15 protein-coding genes are annotated in these 16859 nt (G+C 30.9%); 4 read left to right on the plus strand and 11 right to left on the minus strand.

Annotated features, from left to right (window positions below):
- The first annotated feature begins 176 nt into the window (after positions 1-176).
- The 3 genes from EAH81_RS01205 (at position 177) to EAH81_RS01215 (ending at position 5301) form a co-directional block, all read left to right on the plus strand.
- Positions 177-749: a Crp/Fnr family transcriptional regulator gene (locus tag EAH81_RS01205; protein ID WP_140502852.1), complete on the plus strand. Its 573-nt coding sequence runs from the start codon at positions 177-179 to the stop codon at positions 747-749.
- 91 nt (positions 750-840) lie between these two features.
- Entirely contained in the window at positions 841-1563 is a 723-nt protein-coding gene (locus EAH81_RS01210) for an SDR family oxidoreductase (RefSeq protein WP_140502854.1), read from the plus strand.
- Between the two features lie 537 nt (positions 1564-2100).
- Positions 2101-5301, plus strand: a complete 3201-nt coding sequence (locus EAH81_RS01215; protein WP_161595770.1) for an Ig-like domain-containing protein — start codon at positions 2101-2103, stop codon at positions 5299-5301.
- Positions 5302-5435: 134 nt separating this feature from the next.
- Here the strand turns inward: EAH81_RS01215 and EAH81_RS01220 are convergent, their stop codons facing one another.
- The 11 genes from EAH81_RS01220 to EAH81_RS27685 all read right to left on the minus strand — a co-directional run bounded on the left by EAH81_RS01220 (position 5436) and on the right by EAH81_RS27685 (position 14683).
- Positions 5436-5834: a hypothetical protein gene (locus EAH81_RS01220; protein WP_140502856.1), complete on the minus strand. Its 399-nt coding sequence runs from the start codon at positions 5832-5834 to the stop codon at positions 5436-5438.
- 72 nt (positions 5835-5906) lie between these two features.
- Positions 5907-7514, minus strand: coding sequence for a class I SAM-dependent methyltransferase (locus EAH81_RS01225; RefSeq protein ID WP_140502858.1), 1608 nt, complete (start codon positions 7512-7514; stop codon positions 5907-5909).
- 130 nt (positions 7515-7644) lie between these two features.
- On the minus strand, positions 7645-9813 hold the full coding sequence (locus EAH81_RS01230) for a peptidase domain-containing ABC transporter (protein WP_140502860.1): 2169 nt from the start codon (positions 9811-9813) through the stop codon (positions 7645-7647).
- Between the two features lie 9 nt (positions 9814-9822).
- Positions 9823-10965, minus strand: coding sequence for an HlyD family secretion protein (locus tag EAH81_RS01235; RefSeq protein ID WP_140502863.1), 1143 nt, complete (start codon positions 10963-10965; stop codon positions 9823-9825).
- A gap of 125 nt (positions 10966-11090) precedes the next feature.
- Positions 11091-11558: a CPBP family intramembrane glutamic endopeptidase gene (locus tag EAH81_RS28095; protein WP_140502865.1), complete on the minus strand. Its 468-nt coding sequence runs from the start codon at positions 11556-11558 to the stop codon at positions 11091-11093.
- Positions 11559-11623: 65 nt separating this feature from the next.
- On the minus strand, positions 11624-11791 hold the full coding sequence (locus tag EAH81_RS27310) for a hypothetical protein (RefSeq protein ID WP_161595771.1): 168 nt from the start codon (positions 11789-11791) through the stop codon (positions 11624-11626).
- 18 nt (positions 11792-11809) lie between these two features.
- Positions 11810-11968 (minus strand): hypothetical protein, encoded by a 159-nt coding sequence (locus EAH81_RS27680; protein ID WP_194150809.1) that lies wholly within the window; start codon positions 11966-11968, stop codon positions 11810-11812.
- Between the two features lie 328 nt (positions 11969-12296).
- Positions 12297-12851: a CPBP family intramembrane glutamic endopeptidase gene (locus EAH81_RS01250; protein ID WP_140502867.1), complete on the minus strand. Its 555-nt coding sequence runs from the start codon at positions 12849-12851 to the stop codon at positions 12297-12299.
- 747 nt (positions 12852-13598) lie between these two features.
- Positions 13599-14288, minus strand: coding sequence for a type II CAAX prenyl endopeptidase Rce1 family protein (locus tag EAH81_RS01255; RefSeq protein ID WP_140502869.1), 690 nt, complete (start codon positions 14286-14288; stop codon positions 13599-13601).
- 61 nt (positions 14289-14349) lie between these two features.
- Positions 14350-14493, minus strand: a complete 144-nt coding sequence (locus EAH81_RS27615; protein ID WP_170214111.1) for a hypothetical protein — start codon at positions 14491-14493, stop codon at positions 14350-14352.
- A gap of 31 nt (positions 14494-14524) precedes the next feature.
- Positions 14525-14683, minus strand: coding sequence for a bacteriocin (locus EAH81_RS27685; protein ID WP_194150810.1), 159 nt, complete (start codon positions 14681-14683; stop codon positions 14525-14527).
- Positions 14684-15039: 356 nt separating this feature from the next.
- Here EAH81_RS27685 and EAH81_RS01265 point away from each other — a divergent pair, with 356 nt between their 5' ends.
- Positions 15040-16752: a helix-turn-helix domain-containing protein gene (locus tag EAH81_RS01265; RefSeq protein WP_140502872.1), complete on the plus strand. Its 1713-nt coding sequence runs from the start codon at positions 15040-15042 to the stop codon at positions 16750-16752.
- Positions 16753-16859: the final 107 nt, after the last annotated feature.

Here is a 16859-nt window from a genome sequence, read left to right on the forward strand (position 1 = left end):
ATCCAGACTCTCGTTTATTTGTATTTTCAGTATTTTTCTGCTTATGACGCGTATGCAAATTTAAGGTAAAAGATTGCGAGTGCAAAACTACTTTAGAATTGAAAAAAATTAGACCGATATCTTATACCTTTGATAGGCGAAATGAATATTGAAAACCTTGAAAAGATTATAATAATATGTTTGAACCTCTCTTTAATTATTTAGGACTTTTTCAAAAAATACCTTCGGAAGATAAAAACAGTATTGAACAGATTTTAGAATATAGGACTGTAAAAGAAGGTGAAATTCTATTGGAGGAAGGCAAAATTGCAAACGAAATATTTTTTGTCTGTAAAGGTGTTTTGAAAATAGTAAGTATAAATGACAAAGGGAATGAAATTATCCATTTCTTTTTTAGTGAAAATCAGTTTTGTACGATTTTAAAAAGCTTTACAGAAAATACCTTTTCAACAGATAGAATTCAGGCAGCATTTGATACGGAAGTAATTGTTTTCAAGAAAAATAAATTAGAGTTTTTGTATCTTGATTTACCTTATTTCAAAAACATGTTAGACAATATATTTCAACAGGCTTTGCTTAATAAAGTCGAATTGCGGAATTTTTATCTTGGTGAAGATGCAACTTCACGTTATCAAAAATTTATTGTGCGACAAGCTAACATTGCATCGAGAGTTTCCCAAACTGATATTGCTTCTTATCTTGGCATCGCAAAACAATCCTTAAGCCGTATTAAAAAAAACACTCTCTAATTTGCTTTTTAACAATTGTTAAATCCTTTGTTTATCTGCCTTTCTACTTTTGTCCGACTTAAAATAGTCAGAAACATTAAAAAAGTAAAAAATGGAAAATCTAAAAGGCAAAAAAGTAGTAATTATTGGCGGAAGCTCAGGAATTGGTTTGGCTACGGCAAAATCAATTGCTTCAAAGGGTGGAAATGTAATTATTGTTTCGAGTAATCAAGGACGCATAGATAAAGCTTTGCAAGAAATAGCTGCCGAAAGTACAGGATATGCAGTTGATGTAACAAATGAAATTGAAGTCAAAAATCTTTTTGAAAAAGTGGGTTCATTTGATCATTTAATTTTTACTGCGGGTGAAAATCTTATTCTTTCAAATGTTGAAGATACTACTCTGGAAGATGCCAGAAATTATTTTAATATTCGGTATTGGGGTGCTTTTGCTGCTGTAAAATATGCGGCACCCTTTATAAATTCTAAAGGTTCTATTGTTTTAACCAGCGGTATTGCAAGTAACAGACCAAATAAAGGATGGGCATTGGGCGCCAGTATTTGTGCTGCTATGGAAGGTTTTACAAGAGCAATGGCTATGGAATTAGCACCAATAAGAGTAAATATTGTTTCTCCGGGAGTTGTAAAAACGGAACTTTGGGGCAGTATGTCAGAAAGTGACAGAGAAGCCATGTATGCCAATATTGGAAATACATTACCGGTTAAGCGAGTAGGCGAGGCGGAGGATATTGCTAAAACATTCCTGTATTTATTAGAGCAGGAATATGGAACGGGACAAACATTAATTATTGATGGCGGTACTTCATTAGTGTAAATCTGCATTTTTTATAAAGCCCATTTTGTGAGAAATGGGCTTTATAATTATTAATAATAATCCGTTGAGGAATGTCATTAAGTTAAGGAGGAATCTAAATTACTCACAGTTTAATCAAGAAAGTAATTAGAAAAATCCGTTTTTATCAGCGTTTTTGCTTTAGCGAATCAGTAAAATCAGCGTCTAATTTTGACGCGGATAAAACAGATTTACTTCGTAAAAACGCAGATAAAAACGGATTTAATCTGTAATAATTTTATTATTAAGTATCGAAAAAGAGAATCTATTATAAATGATGTTAATTTTTTTTAATATTCTCATTGTGTTTGCTTTAAATTGTCAATTTCATATCTATATTAATTCTTGATTTTTTATTTAGTATAAAAATGTATTGTGTTGGTTTTTAGTCTTTTAATGTAGCGAAAACGTTGTATGAATCTTGATTTTTAACGCATTTTTTTTATTTGCCCTTTTTTAAATCTAGTTTCGTTATGTCCTTTTTTCAGGAAGTAACTTACTAATTTAAAACCAAAGAATATGATTAATCAATTACATTTTATTTTTTTTAAAAGAGAAAAATACGTCCATATCGTATGGATTTTTTTAGTTCTCTTAACTTCAAATTTGTATGCACAGCGTGGTTATTATGATGCGGCATATAAAAGGTATGAAGCAAACGCAGGTCAATTGTCTAATGGTGCTTCTGTTACATCAAAATCATATGTTCAGTCAGATCTTCAATCAGAAGCTACAGATCAGCAATGTGTAAATTTTTCTGCGACGAATGCTACAGTTCAATGGACGCTTACAGAAGCCGCAGACGGACTTGTAATTCGATACAGTGTTCCTGACGGGCAATCTGGTACTATTGGTGTGTATGACGGAAACACAAAAATTACTACGCTAACGTTGACTTCGACCTGGTCTTGGGAATATTTGTGGAGTAATGGAAATCCAAATAATAACGGAATCACAAATCAAAATCCAAGAATGCGATTTGACGAAGTACGTTATAAACTTCCTGCTAAAATAGCGGCATCGGGAACATTAAAACTGGTTAGAGAATCGGGTAATATAAATTTGGATTTTGCAGAGATAGAACCGGTTCCAACAAGTATTACTGCTCCGGCGGGTTCAGTAACTTATAGTGGAAACGGAAGTGATCTTCAGACTTTTATTGACGCAAACGGCGGTAAAAAAATATTTGTTCCAAGTGGCGTTTATAATGTTAATCGCGAATTGTATTTTGGTACTGCCAATACTTCACTTGTAGGTGCCGGAATGTGGTATACTCAAATTAATTTTACCAACACAAGCAGTTTAAATGGAGGATTGCGTGCCAATGCAGCCGGTATATCCTTTACAGATCTTTATTTAACTACAAATTCGGCTTCGAGAAGTAATTCTTATAAAGCTATAAATGGGGTTTTTACATCGGCTTCGACCGTGAAAAATATTTGGGCAGAACATTTTGAATGTGGCGCCTGGATTGCACAATATAATACTGGAGGTCCTGCAATAGCCGATGGATTTACGCTGTCTCATTGTCGTTTTAGAAATAATTATGCCGATGGAATAAATCTGTGCAAAGGAACTGCAAACTCAATTGTAGAGCATTGTAATTTTAGAAATAATGGTGATGATGATCAGGCGATTTGGTCTGCTGATGGATTGGAATGTATCAATAATACTTTTAGATACAATACTTCTGAAAACTGTTGGCGTGCCTGTGGTTTAGCTATTTATGGCGGGAAAAACAACAAAGCTTACAATTTGATTATAAAAGACAATCTGGAAGCGGGAATCAGAGTTAGTAATAATTTTCCAGGAGCGCCTTTCAACAATGACGGCATGCACGAAATTCATGATATTACGGTAACAACTTGCGGAACTTTTAATGATACTTATAATAATCCGGTACCTGCGGTAGATATTTTTAGCGCTACGAATGCAGGAACTCAGGTTAAAAATGTTCAGCTTTATAATATCGACATTCTGGATTCAAGAAACGATGCTATTTCTATCAGTAAAAGATCTGGAGATGGTATTTATAATCTTAGTTTCAAGGATATTACGGTTAACGGAACTGGTAAGGAATATCCAAACAATAATGCGCTTAACAGAAACTGGGGAAGAGGTTTTTTTGTACTTATAGCAGGTTCTCCCGCTGGAAACGGAACGTATTGCAATATGAATTATTTGAATAGGGGCGGTAATGCAACGGCAAATGAAGAAATCAGTGCCATTGGTACATTTTCATGGACACAAAGTTCAAGCTGTTCCAGTACCTCAGTTCCGGTTTCAGGCGTAACGGTTACACCAACTACAGCTACTTTAAACGTTGGCGGAACGCAACAATTAACACCAACTGTTGCTCCGGCAAATGCTACTAACAAAACAGTGAGTTATAGCTCTAATAATACTGGTGTGGCAACAGTAAATGGCTCGGGTTTAATTACTGCAATTGCATCAGGATCAGCAACAATTACAGTGACAACTCAAGATGGGGCAAAAACGGCAACTTCTGTAATCACGGTAAATTCTTCAAATGTAGCGGTAACAAGTGTGAGTTTAACTCCAACAACGGCGACTTTAAGCGTTGGCGGAACACAACAATTGACACCAACTGTTTTACCTTCAAATGCAACTAATAAAACCGTGAGTTATAGTTCTAATAATACTGGCGTTGCAACGGTAAATGGTTCCGGTTTAATTACTGCAATCGCGTCAGGGTCTGCAACAATTACGGTGACAACTCAGGATGGAGCAAAAACGGCAACTTCTGCAATCACGGTAAATTCTACAAATGTAGCGGTAACAAGTGTGAGTTTAGCTCTAACAACAGCGAGTTTAAACGTTGGCGGAACGCAACAATTAACACCAACAGTTTTACCTTCAAACGCAACGAATAAAGCGGTTAGTTATGCGTCAAACAATACGGGCGTTGCAACTGTTAATGCTTCCGGTTTAGTTACAGCAGTTTCTAACGGTACGGCAACAATCACGGTAACAACGGCTGACGGCAATAAAACCAGTACAGCGGCAATTACGGTTAGTACGGCAACAGGAAATTATTTCACCATTAAAAATAAGTGGAATAATAATTATTTATATGATGCCGGTGCTAATGTTGGCTACGGTGCAACGGTTGCCAACAACAATTACAAATGGGAAAAAGTAGCGATCGATGCGACTTATTTTGTATTAAAAAATGTTGGTACAGGAGATATAATGAATATCGAAAACTTAACCGGAGCGGTACAATGTACGGCTGGACAAAATACTTGGTGGAGTGCACAATGGTCAACTGAGAATGTAGATGCTACTTGGGTAAGAATTAAAAACAGATGGCAAACCGGAAGCATGATTCATATTGAAAACCTGAATGGTTCTGCTCAATATATTGGAGGTCAAAACAATTGGGATAGTGCACAATGGCAATTTCAAACCACTTCTGCATCAAAAAGAATTAATAGTGCGGAAGCAGCAGTTGATAAAAATTCTGAGGTGAGTATTTATCCAAATCCTGCAATAAACAATGAATTTAATATTGCCTTGCCGGAATTAAAAGCAGGTGATGTTGCAACGGTTACGGTTACGGATATAAACGGAAGAAGGGTTTTGGTAAATAAACTTAATGCTTCTGCAAAAATCAATCATAATTTGGCTGCAGGAATATATGTTGTGACCATCAGTTCAAATGTTTACAATGTTTCTAAAAAGTTGATTATTAAATAATTATTTTAAATAGAAAAACATAAAAAAAGCCAGATCGTTTGATCTGGTTTTTTTATGAAGTATGCTTAAGAATTAGCGAATTGTTTTCTAATTGGGAATATTAATTTTAGTTCCCTCTTAATAAATATAAATATTTAGAAAGGTCTTGTTTGGCTTGGATATTCTTGCAGGTCTTGCAATGTTTTCCAATCAATAGATTTGATTTCTGTTGCTTTTTGTTTGAGATTTTCAATTCCAAAATTGGCTAGCCAGTTTTCTACTTTTTCATCAATTTCAAAAAAATCAAAACTTAACGATTTTTTTGAATCTGTTTTATTCCGAATTCCGATTGCAGGATAATATTGTCCTAAAAAGTTGCAAAATGAGACTAAGAATACCTCAATATCATCAGGATCAATATTTAAAATAGTTGGAATTTCACCCCGAATGTATTCGAAACACGATATTATAAGATCATAATCCCCATTTAAATGGTCATAAATATTGGGCTCAATTGGCATAAAACCTTTTCTGTTGTTTTCGTTAGATTCCATACTAATAATTTGTTTTCGGTTTCTCCGGTTTTTGTAATTTTAAAATAATCCATTTAACTGTCAGAACTAATTTTAATGCCCTTTTAATAAATTGATACTTACGGTCGCTATATCAGCGTCCGGGAATCGTTTAAAAATAGATTTATCCGGAAATAATCCGGCTTCTGCTGCAACATTATTAAAGACCTCTATCTCAACAATATATTGATCCGAAAAACCGTGAGTGGCATCGTAGGCAGTTGCAGGTGTTTTTCCTAAGTTATCGGCAGCAAGTTTTGGATTTATAGTATGCAACTCAATCAGAAGCAAACCAAATTTGCGGACATATGGCGACCATTTTTGTAAATGTTCCAGGAGATTATCTTCAACGAGATTGTTACTGATTCTTTTTCCTCTATAGGCAAATGCGCCGGTAGATGTACTGATTCTGTCTGTATCGATGTGTTTTGGCTCTTGCCAAATTCGATTGTGATCTAAAAAAGTCCTTACGTTAAGCAAGTCTTTAAGGTCAATATTGTAGTTTTCTTTCAAGTCCTCCGAAAGCAAATCCGGACGTCCAATATCTCCCCAAATTACTTTTGCCCAAATATCTGCCTTTATAAGATTAGCTCTTGTGACTTTTAGCGCAGCTTGATTATAATCTGCTCCAACGAGAAATAATGGATATTCATCGAGCATTTTCCCCCGCAGGGTTTGCCTGTCGATTACTTCAAAAATATGCTGAAGAAAAGCGCCATTGCCACAACCCATATCCAGGATTCCTTTTGGCTGCTCTTCAATTGGCAAATTAAAAAGTTTAACGATTATCTCATCTACTACTTTAAAATAAGTGTCGTGGGCACCGCCGCTTCCCCAAACATTCATTTCGCGATCAACATGAATTTCGTTCTCACCATCGGCTATCATTCTTAAAACCGAAGGATCTTTAAAAATTAATTCTTCAATTTTGGCAAATGTGGGTAAATACGAAACTGTAACACCGTATGCGCTGGCTCTTTTTGCAAAAAACAAACCTGTTTCGGTAAATTGATAGTTACCATTTTTTTCCAGAAACCATCCAAGATGTACGAAAAAGTCTAATATTTTCTTGAAATTTTCAGGTGATTTATGAAACTCTTCGGGTTTGAAAGAAGTTTCCATAAAGTATTTGTGAAACATTCCTTTCATCGCCAAACGCACGATTGTTGGCCCAATCAAATAACCTTCGATATGTTTTAAAATCTGATCCTGAATCTCATTTATCAGGTTATTATCAGAAGGTTCAATTCCATATCTTTTTTTATATTTTTCGAAAATAAGGTTGAGTTTTTCAAAAGGTGCATCTTCAAAAAGACGGGCATGAAACTGAATCGAAAACTGAAGTAAATCGACAACATCTTCATAGAGATGAAACAGTGAAAAAGCTATTGCTGTCTTTTCATTCACTGTAATTCTGATTTCCTGTGTCTGATTATCGACTTCATAATCTAAAAAGCCCTGCGAGGCCAAAATTCTCAAACCAACATTCAGATACCCTTCATTTGCTTTAAAAACAGTTACGAGCTCTGTCAATTGTACTTGTTTTTTGCTCAGGATAAACTCTAAAACTGCATTTTTCTTTAGTGCTATTGCCACGGGAGCAACTGCCAAGCCGTCAAGATGCCTGAAAATGGAGCTTCGGAGTTGTGATTTATCGGTCATAAATAGAGGATTGAATGTTTACTAAAAATAGTAATTTTTTTTTAACTGAGGAATTGTCAATTTTTTGGCATTTAAATATTATGATTTGTTATTAGTTGAAATTACTATTTACTTAAAGATTGATATAGATTTAAACCAAGCTTTGCTTCTTCCATAAGTCAAAATATTTTTCTTTTCTATCCAGTAAAACATGATGATTCCCTGATTCAATTATTTTTCCATTTTCCATTACTAAGATTTGATCTGCATTTGCAATAGTACTCAATCTATGGGCTATGATAATTATAGTTTTACCTTGGTTTTTGAAATTATCTATAGTTTTCTTAACCATCATTTCAGAACTTGTATCTAATGAGGATGTTGCTTCATCCATCAATAAGATGTCTGGATTTTTATAAAGTGCCCTCGCAATTGCAATTCTTTGTTTTTGACCTCCTGACAACATTGCCCCATTTTCACCAATTTGGGTTTCAAAACCATTTGGTAATCTTTCTACAAATTCAGTAATTCCTAATTGTTTGGATAAATCTAATATCCTTTGAATATCTGGAAAAGAATCTCCTAAGGCTATATTCTCTATAATATTACCAGAAAATAAATTAAGCTGTTGCGGAATTACTCCAATAGATTTTCTTAAACTTTTATAATGTATAAACTGAGTATCGTAATCGCCTACGTATATTTTTCCTTCTTTTATTGGATACAAGTTTTGAAGAAGTGAAATAAGAGTTGTTTTTCCGCTTCCGCTTTCTCCAACAATAGCAGTTGTTTCATTGTTTTTAAAGACAGCATTAAAGTTTTTAAACACTTCCATTCTGGAACCGTATCTGAAAGTTACATTTTCAAATTTTATATCTCCTATGTTTTCTTTTCGTAATTCAATTTTGTTTTCTGTTTTTTCACGTTCCAAATCCATGATTTCAAAAAGTCTGTCAGCCGCAATTAATGCATTTTGAGCGGTTTTATTCATTCCAATTAAAGAAGCAACCGGTGATGTAAAATAGCCAATTAAAGCATAAAATGAAAATAATTCCCCGGGAGTAATAGCTCTGTCAATTACATAACCGGCTCCAATCCACATTAAAACTATTGTAAAAGCAGAAGCTAAAAATTGTGTAGAAGTAGTTGCGAAAATTCCATTTAAACCAGATTTAAAGGTGGTAAATAATAGCTTTATAAATTTATTTTCCGTTTTTATATTCGAAAATTCTTCTATCCCAAATTCTTTAATGGTACGTATATGGGTAACACTTTCAACTAATTGCGTTTGCAAATCAGCTGCATTCTCCATAATACTGCGCTCTACCTTTTTATTGAATTTATTCAAAATAAAATAAATTGCCATGTAAAAAGGAATCACAAGTAAAATGACTAAAGCCAATTTCCAGTAATAAGTAAACATTAGAACGAATGAAAAAATAACTATAAAAACATTTACAATCATATCAATCGCAACTTCATTTATGAATGATCTAATTTTTACAGCATCATTTATTCGGGAAGTAATTTCTCCTATTTGCATTGTGTCAAAAAAACGTTGCGGCAGATGTAGCAAATGCTTGTAATAACCCAAAATTAGTTTGGCATCTATTAACTGTCCCGTTTTCATTACAAAAATGCTTTTTTGTGAACCAATAAAACTCTGTAACAAAATTATACCAATCATAGAAATACTTAATAAATTAAGCAGTTTTCGATTGCCTTCGACTAAAACGTAATCTGTAATTTTCTGAATATAAATTGACATTGCTAATCCCAAAACGGTGAAAATAATTGCACCTGTTAACGCCTGAATTAAAATGCTTTTATGAGGTTGAATCAAATGCCAAAAACGGGTTAATGGTGAAGTTTTTTCATTGTATGATCTAAAATCATCATTTTTAGCAAAAAGAATTAAAACACCTGACCAAATTTTTTGAAATTCTTCAAAAGTATATGTTTCCATTTTTCCAATACCCGGATCCATTACTGTAATGGTCGATTTATTGTCATCTTTTGATTTCTCAACTTTATAAATCACTACATAATGCTGTAGTTGCCCTTTCATAACTACATGTGCAATTGCTGGTAACGGAATTTTATCTATGGAATCCAGACCTCCTTTTACACCTTTTGCCGTAAAACCCATTTTTTCTGCGGCCTCAATTATACCAAGTACATTAGTACCTCGCTTGTCTGTATTAGCGTACTGCCTAATTCGTGCTATAGGAAGATTAACTTGGAAATGATTTCCAATAGATGCCAAACAAGCAGCACCACAATCTTTAATATCATGTTGTTTAATTTTTATTGATGCCATTTTTAAGTGTTAATTATCGATTGATAATTGTTTAGGATTTAGCCAGTCGTCTACTTTATCGAATAATAAATCAAAGAGACTTCTTCTGGTTATGATATAACGTGTAGTGAGCGTCATTCCTTTTGATACGTGGGTTTTGTATCCCGACTTTAATTTCATTTCAGTCGTATTTAATTCGCTTCGTACTTTAAAAAAACTTTGATTTTCCTGAACGGATACATTGTGATCGATATCAATAACTTTTCCTTCGAGTAATCCCCATTGATTATAGTTGAATGCATCAAGCTGAAATTTAACTTTTTGATTACTATGAATAAGTCCAATATCATTAGGAGAAACCATACTTTCTACAATTAAATGATCGATTGCTGAAATCGTTACTATAGATTGTGCTGCATTTAAAAAGGATCCTATCTGCAGACCTGAAAAGTTTTCAATCGTACCGGAAATAGGTGCTATAATAGCATAATTATTTTCTTCAATTTTAATTTTCTCTATACTTCCATTTAAGTTTTTAACGCGTTCTTCGAGATCTCTTTTTTGATTTTCCCAGGCTGCTTTTTGTTCACTCGTGTAACTTTGTAATGCCTGATTAGCAAAATGCAATTCGTACTCGTACTTTTCGTACTCTACTTTTGCAATAATACTTTTATCATATAAACCCTTATTGCGATTGAAGTTAATTTGCGCCTGTGAAACTTTACTTTTCAATTCATTTCTGCGGGATTGAAATTTTAAGAAATCTTCTCTAGCTGTTGAAGTTTGTAAACTAGTTGTTCTACCTGACAAGATTGAATTTATATCTTCTAAAAGTTCCCTAACTGAGCTAGATACTACGTTTTGTGTGTTCTTTTCTGTTTCAAGATTTTGCTTTGCAATTTTTACAAGCGTATCACCTTTTTTTACCACAGCATTGTTTTTTAGATTTAACCAAATAACCCGCCCACTTACAATAGCAGTAACAGGTACATTATCTGTGGTACTTCTTATAATTCCGCGGCTTTGACTGGTGATATCGACTTTTATGATAGGCAGTAAAACTATGAAAATGATAATCGCCAAAATGATAACCAAATAAATAGAAAGACTTTTGGTTTTGTTTTTTGAAATTAAATTTTCGAGTGTATTTATCGGATCTGAACTGAAATTCATTTATTTTAAATTTTTAAAGAATTAAGCCAAACAGTAAGACAGAAATTTTAAAATTGATCTGAATCTTGCAAGGCTAATAAAATAGCAATCAGGCAACAGGTCTTGATAATATTTTATGTAAAATATTATGAGAAGTAGGTTTTGATTATAAAAACAATACTATTATATATTATATGGGTAATTAATGGTAATAGTATTGCATATTTTTGATTCTTGCCTCTCGTATATAAAAAAGCAAACATCAAACCTCCCATAAAAGCATACGTGAAATAAAAAATATTGTATATGTGAGATAATGCAAATAGAAAAGCAGACAAAATACAACAGTATATGGTTTTGATTTTTAGACTCTTGGCCATTTCAATAACTATACATTGAAACAATAAAGTTTCAATAAGAGGAGCAACAATGAGAAATAAAACTATTTTTTCATTGAAGGTATAATTGTTATTAAAACCTTTGTTTAAAGAAATATTAAAAAAGGTCGAGACAACGGAGAAAATATAATTATTTAAAAAATTTAAAACAATTACAAGCAAGATAAGCTCCCATTCTCGAAGACTTAGTGCAATATTTTTTATTTTTGAGATCATAGTATTAACTTCAATAAAGAGGCTTAATAAAGCCCCTTTATTTTATAAAATTACTTAATTAATTCTTACCATCTTTGGTATACTTCAGGCTCTATATCTCTATAAGCAGCCATTAAACGACCTCCAACATAGCCTATACCATAAGCTACGTCTTCCCAAAATTTACCACCATCGATTGAAACTAATTCGTCTAAATTTAGTTCACTTACGTTAAATTCGTTTAAATTTTTCATTTTTTATATTTTTTTTAATTATTTATTACCAGCTTTATAGCCATCCCTAAGTCCTTTTTTAATATCGTCCCAATTGTCTACAATTTGAGAGGCAAGCCATTCAGTCCATCCACCGCCCTCGATAGTCAGTACTTCCTGACGATCAAGTTCAACTAAATTTAAATTTTCTAAAGTCATGATTGATTTTTTATGATTAAACATTTATAACTTATTACTCCTTGTAATTGGCCAATTACATTTAGAAAAATAATCTGCTTCTTCTAGTAACGTCTTACTGTAAAAAATGTCTCACTTTTCTGAAGTCAAAATTATAGAAACATCGTACCGCTCGCAAATGATCGTTATCGAAATTCAGGAATGTCGATACTTAATTCAGGAATTTGATTAAAAATAAAATATAATACATTGTAATATAGTTGTTTATGATATTTTGAAAATAAAAAAATCTATAGCCGTAATACGTATATTATTGGTGATAAAGTGTTTATTGGATCTAAACTGCAATTCATTTTTTTTTAAATTTATTTGGTTTTAAACGATACAAAAACACACAAGAAATTAAAAAAAATAGCGAAGTGATAAGCGATTCTTCAAAGCCAAAATCTCCTCCGCTTAAAGAAAATGGTTTTTTTGGAACATATTCTAAAATGCTTATGACCTTAATACCACTGATATTACTGCCTAATAAACAACCAATTGAAAAATTCCAAAAAGCAGGTATAAAACTTGTCACTAGAATTGAATTACTTTTCAAATATATTAAGCTAAAAAAAACGCCTGCTATCGCAACATTAACTAAACCTATGATATTAATATTTGGATTGAATAGATGAAAAAGGCTAAAAAATAGAGAAACTACTGTTACATCTTTTATTGTAATATCATTGACCAGGATTTTATATGGAATAAATCGGAAAAGAATTTCTTCTAAAAATGCTGAGAAAAATATTAGAATAAAATAAATAATAATTTCAAAATCCCAATTATTATAATCGTAGACTTTGATTAATTTAAAGTGATAAGAGAATATATGATAAAAGGTATCAAACAGGTAATCCAAATTATATTATTATATAAACTTTTACCTAAAAGATTAGTTTTAAAAGTGTCAGATAATTTTTCTTTACTGAATAGATATAGTATATATATATATATATATATATATATATATAAGTTGAGGACAAAACGTAGCTATCCATATTTTGTAGCTGAATGTTTTGATATTTAAATCTTCAAAAGCAATAAAAAGAAATGGTATTGATAAAAGAAATAATTAGCAATGCTTTAAGGTAAGTTTAATGTTTTTTCATTGTAAATTAAAATAGTACTGTCTTTTTGAAATATTATTTTAAAGATAATGACTGTTATATTTTTAGTCTCTAGCCTTCAATTTTTGAAAAATTTGCTCACTACTGCCAAATGGTTGGATTTTTTTAATTTAGTGTTTCCTAGGCACGTAAATAAACGTTTAATCTTTAATTTTTCTTCTTGTTTTATTAAAATATACTATTATAAAAAGAGTAGCGAATGTTAGTTTGTAAATTCTATAAATCCAAATGTTAGCTTGAAAAAAGAATATTTGATGAACTATGTCTTTACTGAAAAATGAATAAATAAATCCGATAATAAAAATTATACCTAATGCTAGGTAGCCAAATGCGGAGTATTTCATAAGTATATTATTAAAAATTTAGTTGAAATTATAATTAAAAAGTTCAGAATAAAAAAATCATGATAAATAATCTTTTTATAAAACTAATTTTATTAATATTTGTAAGCTTTATTTTATTATGGATTTCTTATTTTATCAGTGCATTAATAACGTTGCGATAGAATTAAGTGCTACATGCAATAAACATCCCCAAAAAAATCCATATTTCAATCGTAAGTTTGTAATAAAATATCCGATAATAAAATAAGGCAAAATATAGAATGGATATAATAAAGATAATTGCCAATACATTTGCCCAACTTTGCTGATATTTATCAAATGGAATAATCCAAAAGCAAATATGGAGAACCAAATTATAATTTTTTTATGCTCTTTTAACTTTTCGAAATTATATTTTTTTATAAAAAGATAAACGATTGCACCTACTAATATTGAAGAAAGAAGTTTAAAATATGAAAACATATTAATAAAATCAAATGACTCTATTTTACCCCCTAATATCGCATAACAAAACAATACTAAAAATATAGAGATATTCAATTTATTAATATTTAAGACAAGTCTAAACAAAAGCTCCTCGACAAAAGGTCCTATTAAAATTACATAATAAACATTTCGTTTATTAACCATTCTAGTTGATTTGTTAAATAATTCTTTTACAGACTGATAATGCAGGATGTTTACTATAAAATAATCAATACAAGCAATAATTATAGCACTTAATGCTATACCAATGTAGATAAAAAATAAAGATATTAACAAGTACTTTATTTTTTTAAATAACGTATTTTCATTATGATAATTATCAAAAATATTAAAAGTCATAAAATAATTATTTAAAAAATGGGGGTGTCTTTAAAGAACAACCCCCAATTATAATTTTAATTTAAAGAAAACAAGCTATACAAGCAGCTACCATAAGAGCTTTGCCAACATAATGACCAACTTCATAGGCTAGGTCATCATGACCTCCATCGATTTCAATTAATTCATTAAAATTAAGTTCTGTAAATCCAATAATATTTTCCATATTTTTATAAGTTTTTAGGGTTTAAAATTAATTAAAATGCATCCAAAAGACCTCTACAAAAATCAACTAGTTGGTGTGATAAATAGGGTGCAGGATTAAAATTACTATAAGCTGGAGGCTGACTTCCTCCTTCAAAATTCTGTACCTCTTGAGCATTAAGCTCTGTTAAATTTAAATTTTCTAAATTCATAATTTTATGTTTTTAAATAATTAAAAATTTCATTATTCAGGATTTTGAGGGTTACTCATCCACTGAACAAATCTCTTTGTAATTGGCCAATTACATTTCGAAAAACAATCCACTTCTTATCGTAACGTCTTACTGTAAAAAATATCTCATTTTTCTGAAGTCAAAACTAATTAAACAAGATATTGCTCGCAAATACTATTTATCGAAATTCAGGAATCTCGATACTTAATTCAGGAATTTTATTAAAAATTAAGCATAAATCATTGATTACTAATTGTTTAATTGTTATTAAAAAATATTAATTTTAGCATTACAATTCTATGAAGTTCCTCTATTTTTGTAAGAAACTATAGAATATGATTTCTTATAAAATTTTAAAAACTGTATTTCTTATTTTTTCMCCTCTTATTATAAATGCTCAAAATGACCTTACAAAATTGTCTTATGATCACTTGCACCAGTTATATTTTAAAAATGTAGGTAATCAAAAAAAACAAATATTATATACAAATGCCTATATGACTAAGGCAATAAGAGAAAATAATAACATTAGAAAAGCTAAAGCTAATTATCAAATGGCTTTGTTTTATTATAAATCTGATGAGAATAAGGCGATTCAATATCTTGATAGTGTTATAAAATACTCGAAAGGAACAAATGATAAATTTTTCCCAGCCGCTGCTTATTGCGAAAAAGGTAATTTCCTCAAATATCAATTTAAGTTTAAAGAAGCCATGATCAATTATAATCTGGCAGAAAAGATAGCACTACAAACTAATATTGACTATTATTATAATGTAAGAGAATATATTGGTATTACCAAATCTGAAGATTTAGGAGAATATGATGAAGCATTAGATATTTATAAAGAATGCTTTAAGTATTATAAAAGCAAAGATGTTAGAAGCTCAAAATATTCCGAAGATTATCAAAGTATTATTTTTGGAATAGCAGATTGTTATAAATCTTTGCAGAATACAGACTCCACTTCCTATTATAATAAACTCGGATATGGAGAATCTCAAGCAACAAAGAATGAAGAATACAAATATCTTTTTGTTTTAAATGAAGGTGCAAACCAAGTGTTAAAAAAGAATTATAAAGTGGCGCTGGACAGCATCAATAAAGCATTACCTAAAATGATTGAATATAATAATACGGGCAATTTATTAGCTGGTTATTATTATTTAGGAAAATCGTATGATGGGTTAGGAAAAAAAGCAAACGCAGTTGAAAATTTTATACGAGTAGACTCTATTTACAAAATTACGAAGGAAATGACTACAGAGTTTGTAGATGGTTATCCTTATTTGATTTCTTATTATAAAAATTTGGATGATAAAGAAAATCAATTAAAATACATTACAGCTTATATGATAATAGACAGTACTTTACAGAAAAATTATCGAGAATTAAATCAATTGGTATATAAAGAATATGATACCCCTCATTTAATTTCTGATAAAGAACGTCTTATTACTTCTCTTAATAATGATAAAACAAAAACATATTGGGGCTTGGGGTTTTCATTTTTAGTAATAATTGGAATAGGAGGCTTTGCAATAAATCAATACAAAACAAAAAAACGTTATAGATCAAAATTTGAAAAAATAATAGAAGAAGCAAAAGTCAATAAAAAACAGGAATTTAATACTGAAAATGCAATAAAAATTGATACCCCAAAAATTGAAGACATAGGTATTGGAGAGGAGCTAATAAATCAGATTTTAGATAAACTCAATCGTTTTGAAAATGAGAAAGGATATCTGGAATCGAATCTTACTGTACAAATGTTATCATCAACATTTGATACCAATAGTAAATATATTTCTAAAATAGTGAATGTGTATAAACGAAAGTCATTTACGCAATACATTAATGAATTAAGAATTGAGTATGCTATTAATCAATTGCAAGAAAATAATAAACTGAGGAAATATACCGTTCAGGCTCTTGCATTGGAATTTGGTTTCAACAATGCCGAATCATTTTCAACTGCTTTTTATAAAAAAGCGGGTATAAAACCAACTTACTTTATTAAAGAATTAGATTTAACTGCAAATAACTGATAGTTAGTTTTTTAGTAAAATATAGGACTCGAAATTCCTGAATTTCGACAAGTAAATAAAATCATTTATTAATTCGATAACGTAAGGGCTTTATATTTGTAATTATA

Origin of the sequence: Flavobacterium pectinovorum (assembly GCF_006438875.1) — a bacterium.
Taxonomy (GTDB): domain Bacteria; phylum Bacteroidota; class Bacteroidia; order Flavobacteriales; family Flavobacteriaceae; genus Flavobacterium; species Flavobacterium pectinovorum_A.

What these genes read in the sequence shown, in the direction of transcription:
- EAH81_RS01205 (WP_140502852.1), top strand. Translation starts at nt 177, where the DNA reads ATGTTTGAACCTCTCTTTAATTATTTAGGACTTTTTCAAAAAATACCT.
- EAH81_RS01210 (WP_140502854.1), top strand. Translation starts at nt 841, where the DNA reads ATGGAAAATCTAAAAGGCAAAAAAGTAGTAATTATTGGCGGAAGCTCA.
- EAH81_RS01215 (WP_161595770.1), top strand. Translation starts at nt 2,101, where the DNA reads ATGATTAATCAATTACATTTTATTTTTTTTAAAAGAGAAAAATACGTC.
- EAH81_RS01220 (WP_140502856.1), bottom strand. Translation starts at nt 5,834, where the DNA reads ATGGAATCTAACGAAAACAACAGAAAAGGTTTTATGCCAATTGAGCCC.
- EAH81_RS01225 (WP_140502858.1), bottom strand. Translation starts at nt 7,514, where the DNA reads ATGACCGATAAATCACAACTCCGAAGCTCCATTTTCAGGCATCTTGAC.
- EAH81_RS01230 (WP_140502860.1), bottom strand. Translation starts at nt 9,813, where the DNA reads ATGGCATCAATAAAAATTAAACAACATGATATTAAAGATTGTGGTGCT.
- EAH81_RS01235 (WP_140502863.1), bottom strand. Translation starts at nt 10,965, where the DNA reads ATGAATTTCAGTTCAGATCCGATAAATACACTCGAAAATTTAATTTCA.
- EAH81_RS28095 (WP_140502865.1), bottom strand. Translation starts at nt 11,558, where the DNA reads ATGATCTCAAAAATAAAAAATATTGCACTAAGTCTTCGAGAATGGGAG.
- EAH81_RS27310 (WP_161595771.1), bottom strand. Translation starts at nt 11,791, where the DNA reads ATGAAAAATTTAAACGAATTTAACGTAAGTGAACTAAATTTAGACGAA.
- EAH81_RS27680 (WP_194150809.1), bottom strand. Translation starts at nt 11,968, where the DNA reads ATGACTTTAGAAAATTTAAATTTAGTTGAACTTGATCGTCAGGAAGTA.
- EAH81_RS01255 (WP_140502869.1), bottom strand. Translation starts at nt 14,288, where the DNA reads ATGACTTTTAATATTTTTGATAATTATCATAATGAAAATACGTTATTT.
- EAH81_RS27615 (WP_170214111.1), bottom strand. Translation starts at nt 14,493, where the DNA reads ATGGAAAATATTATTGGATTTACAGAACTTAATTTTAATGAATTAATT.
- EAH81_RS27685 (WP_194150810.1), bottom strand. Translation starts at nt 14,683, where the DNA reads ATGAATTTAGAAAATTTAAATTTAACAGAGCTTAATGCTCAAGAGGTA.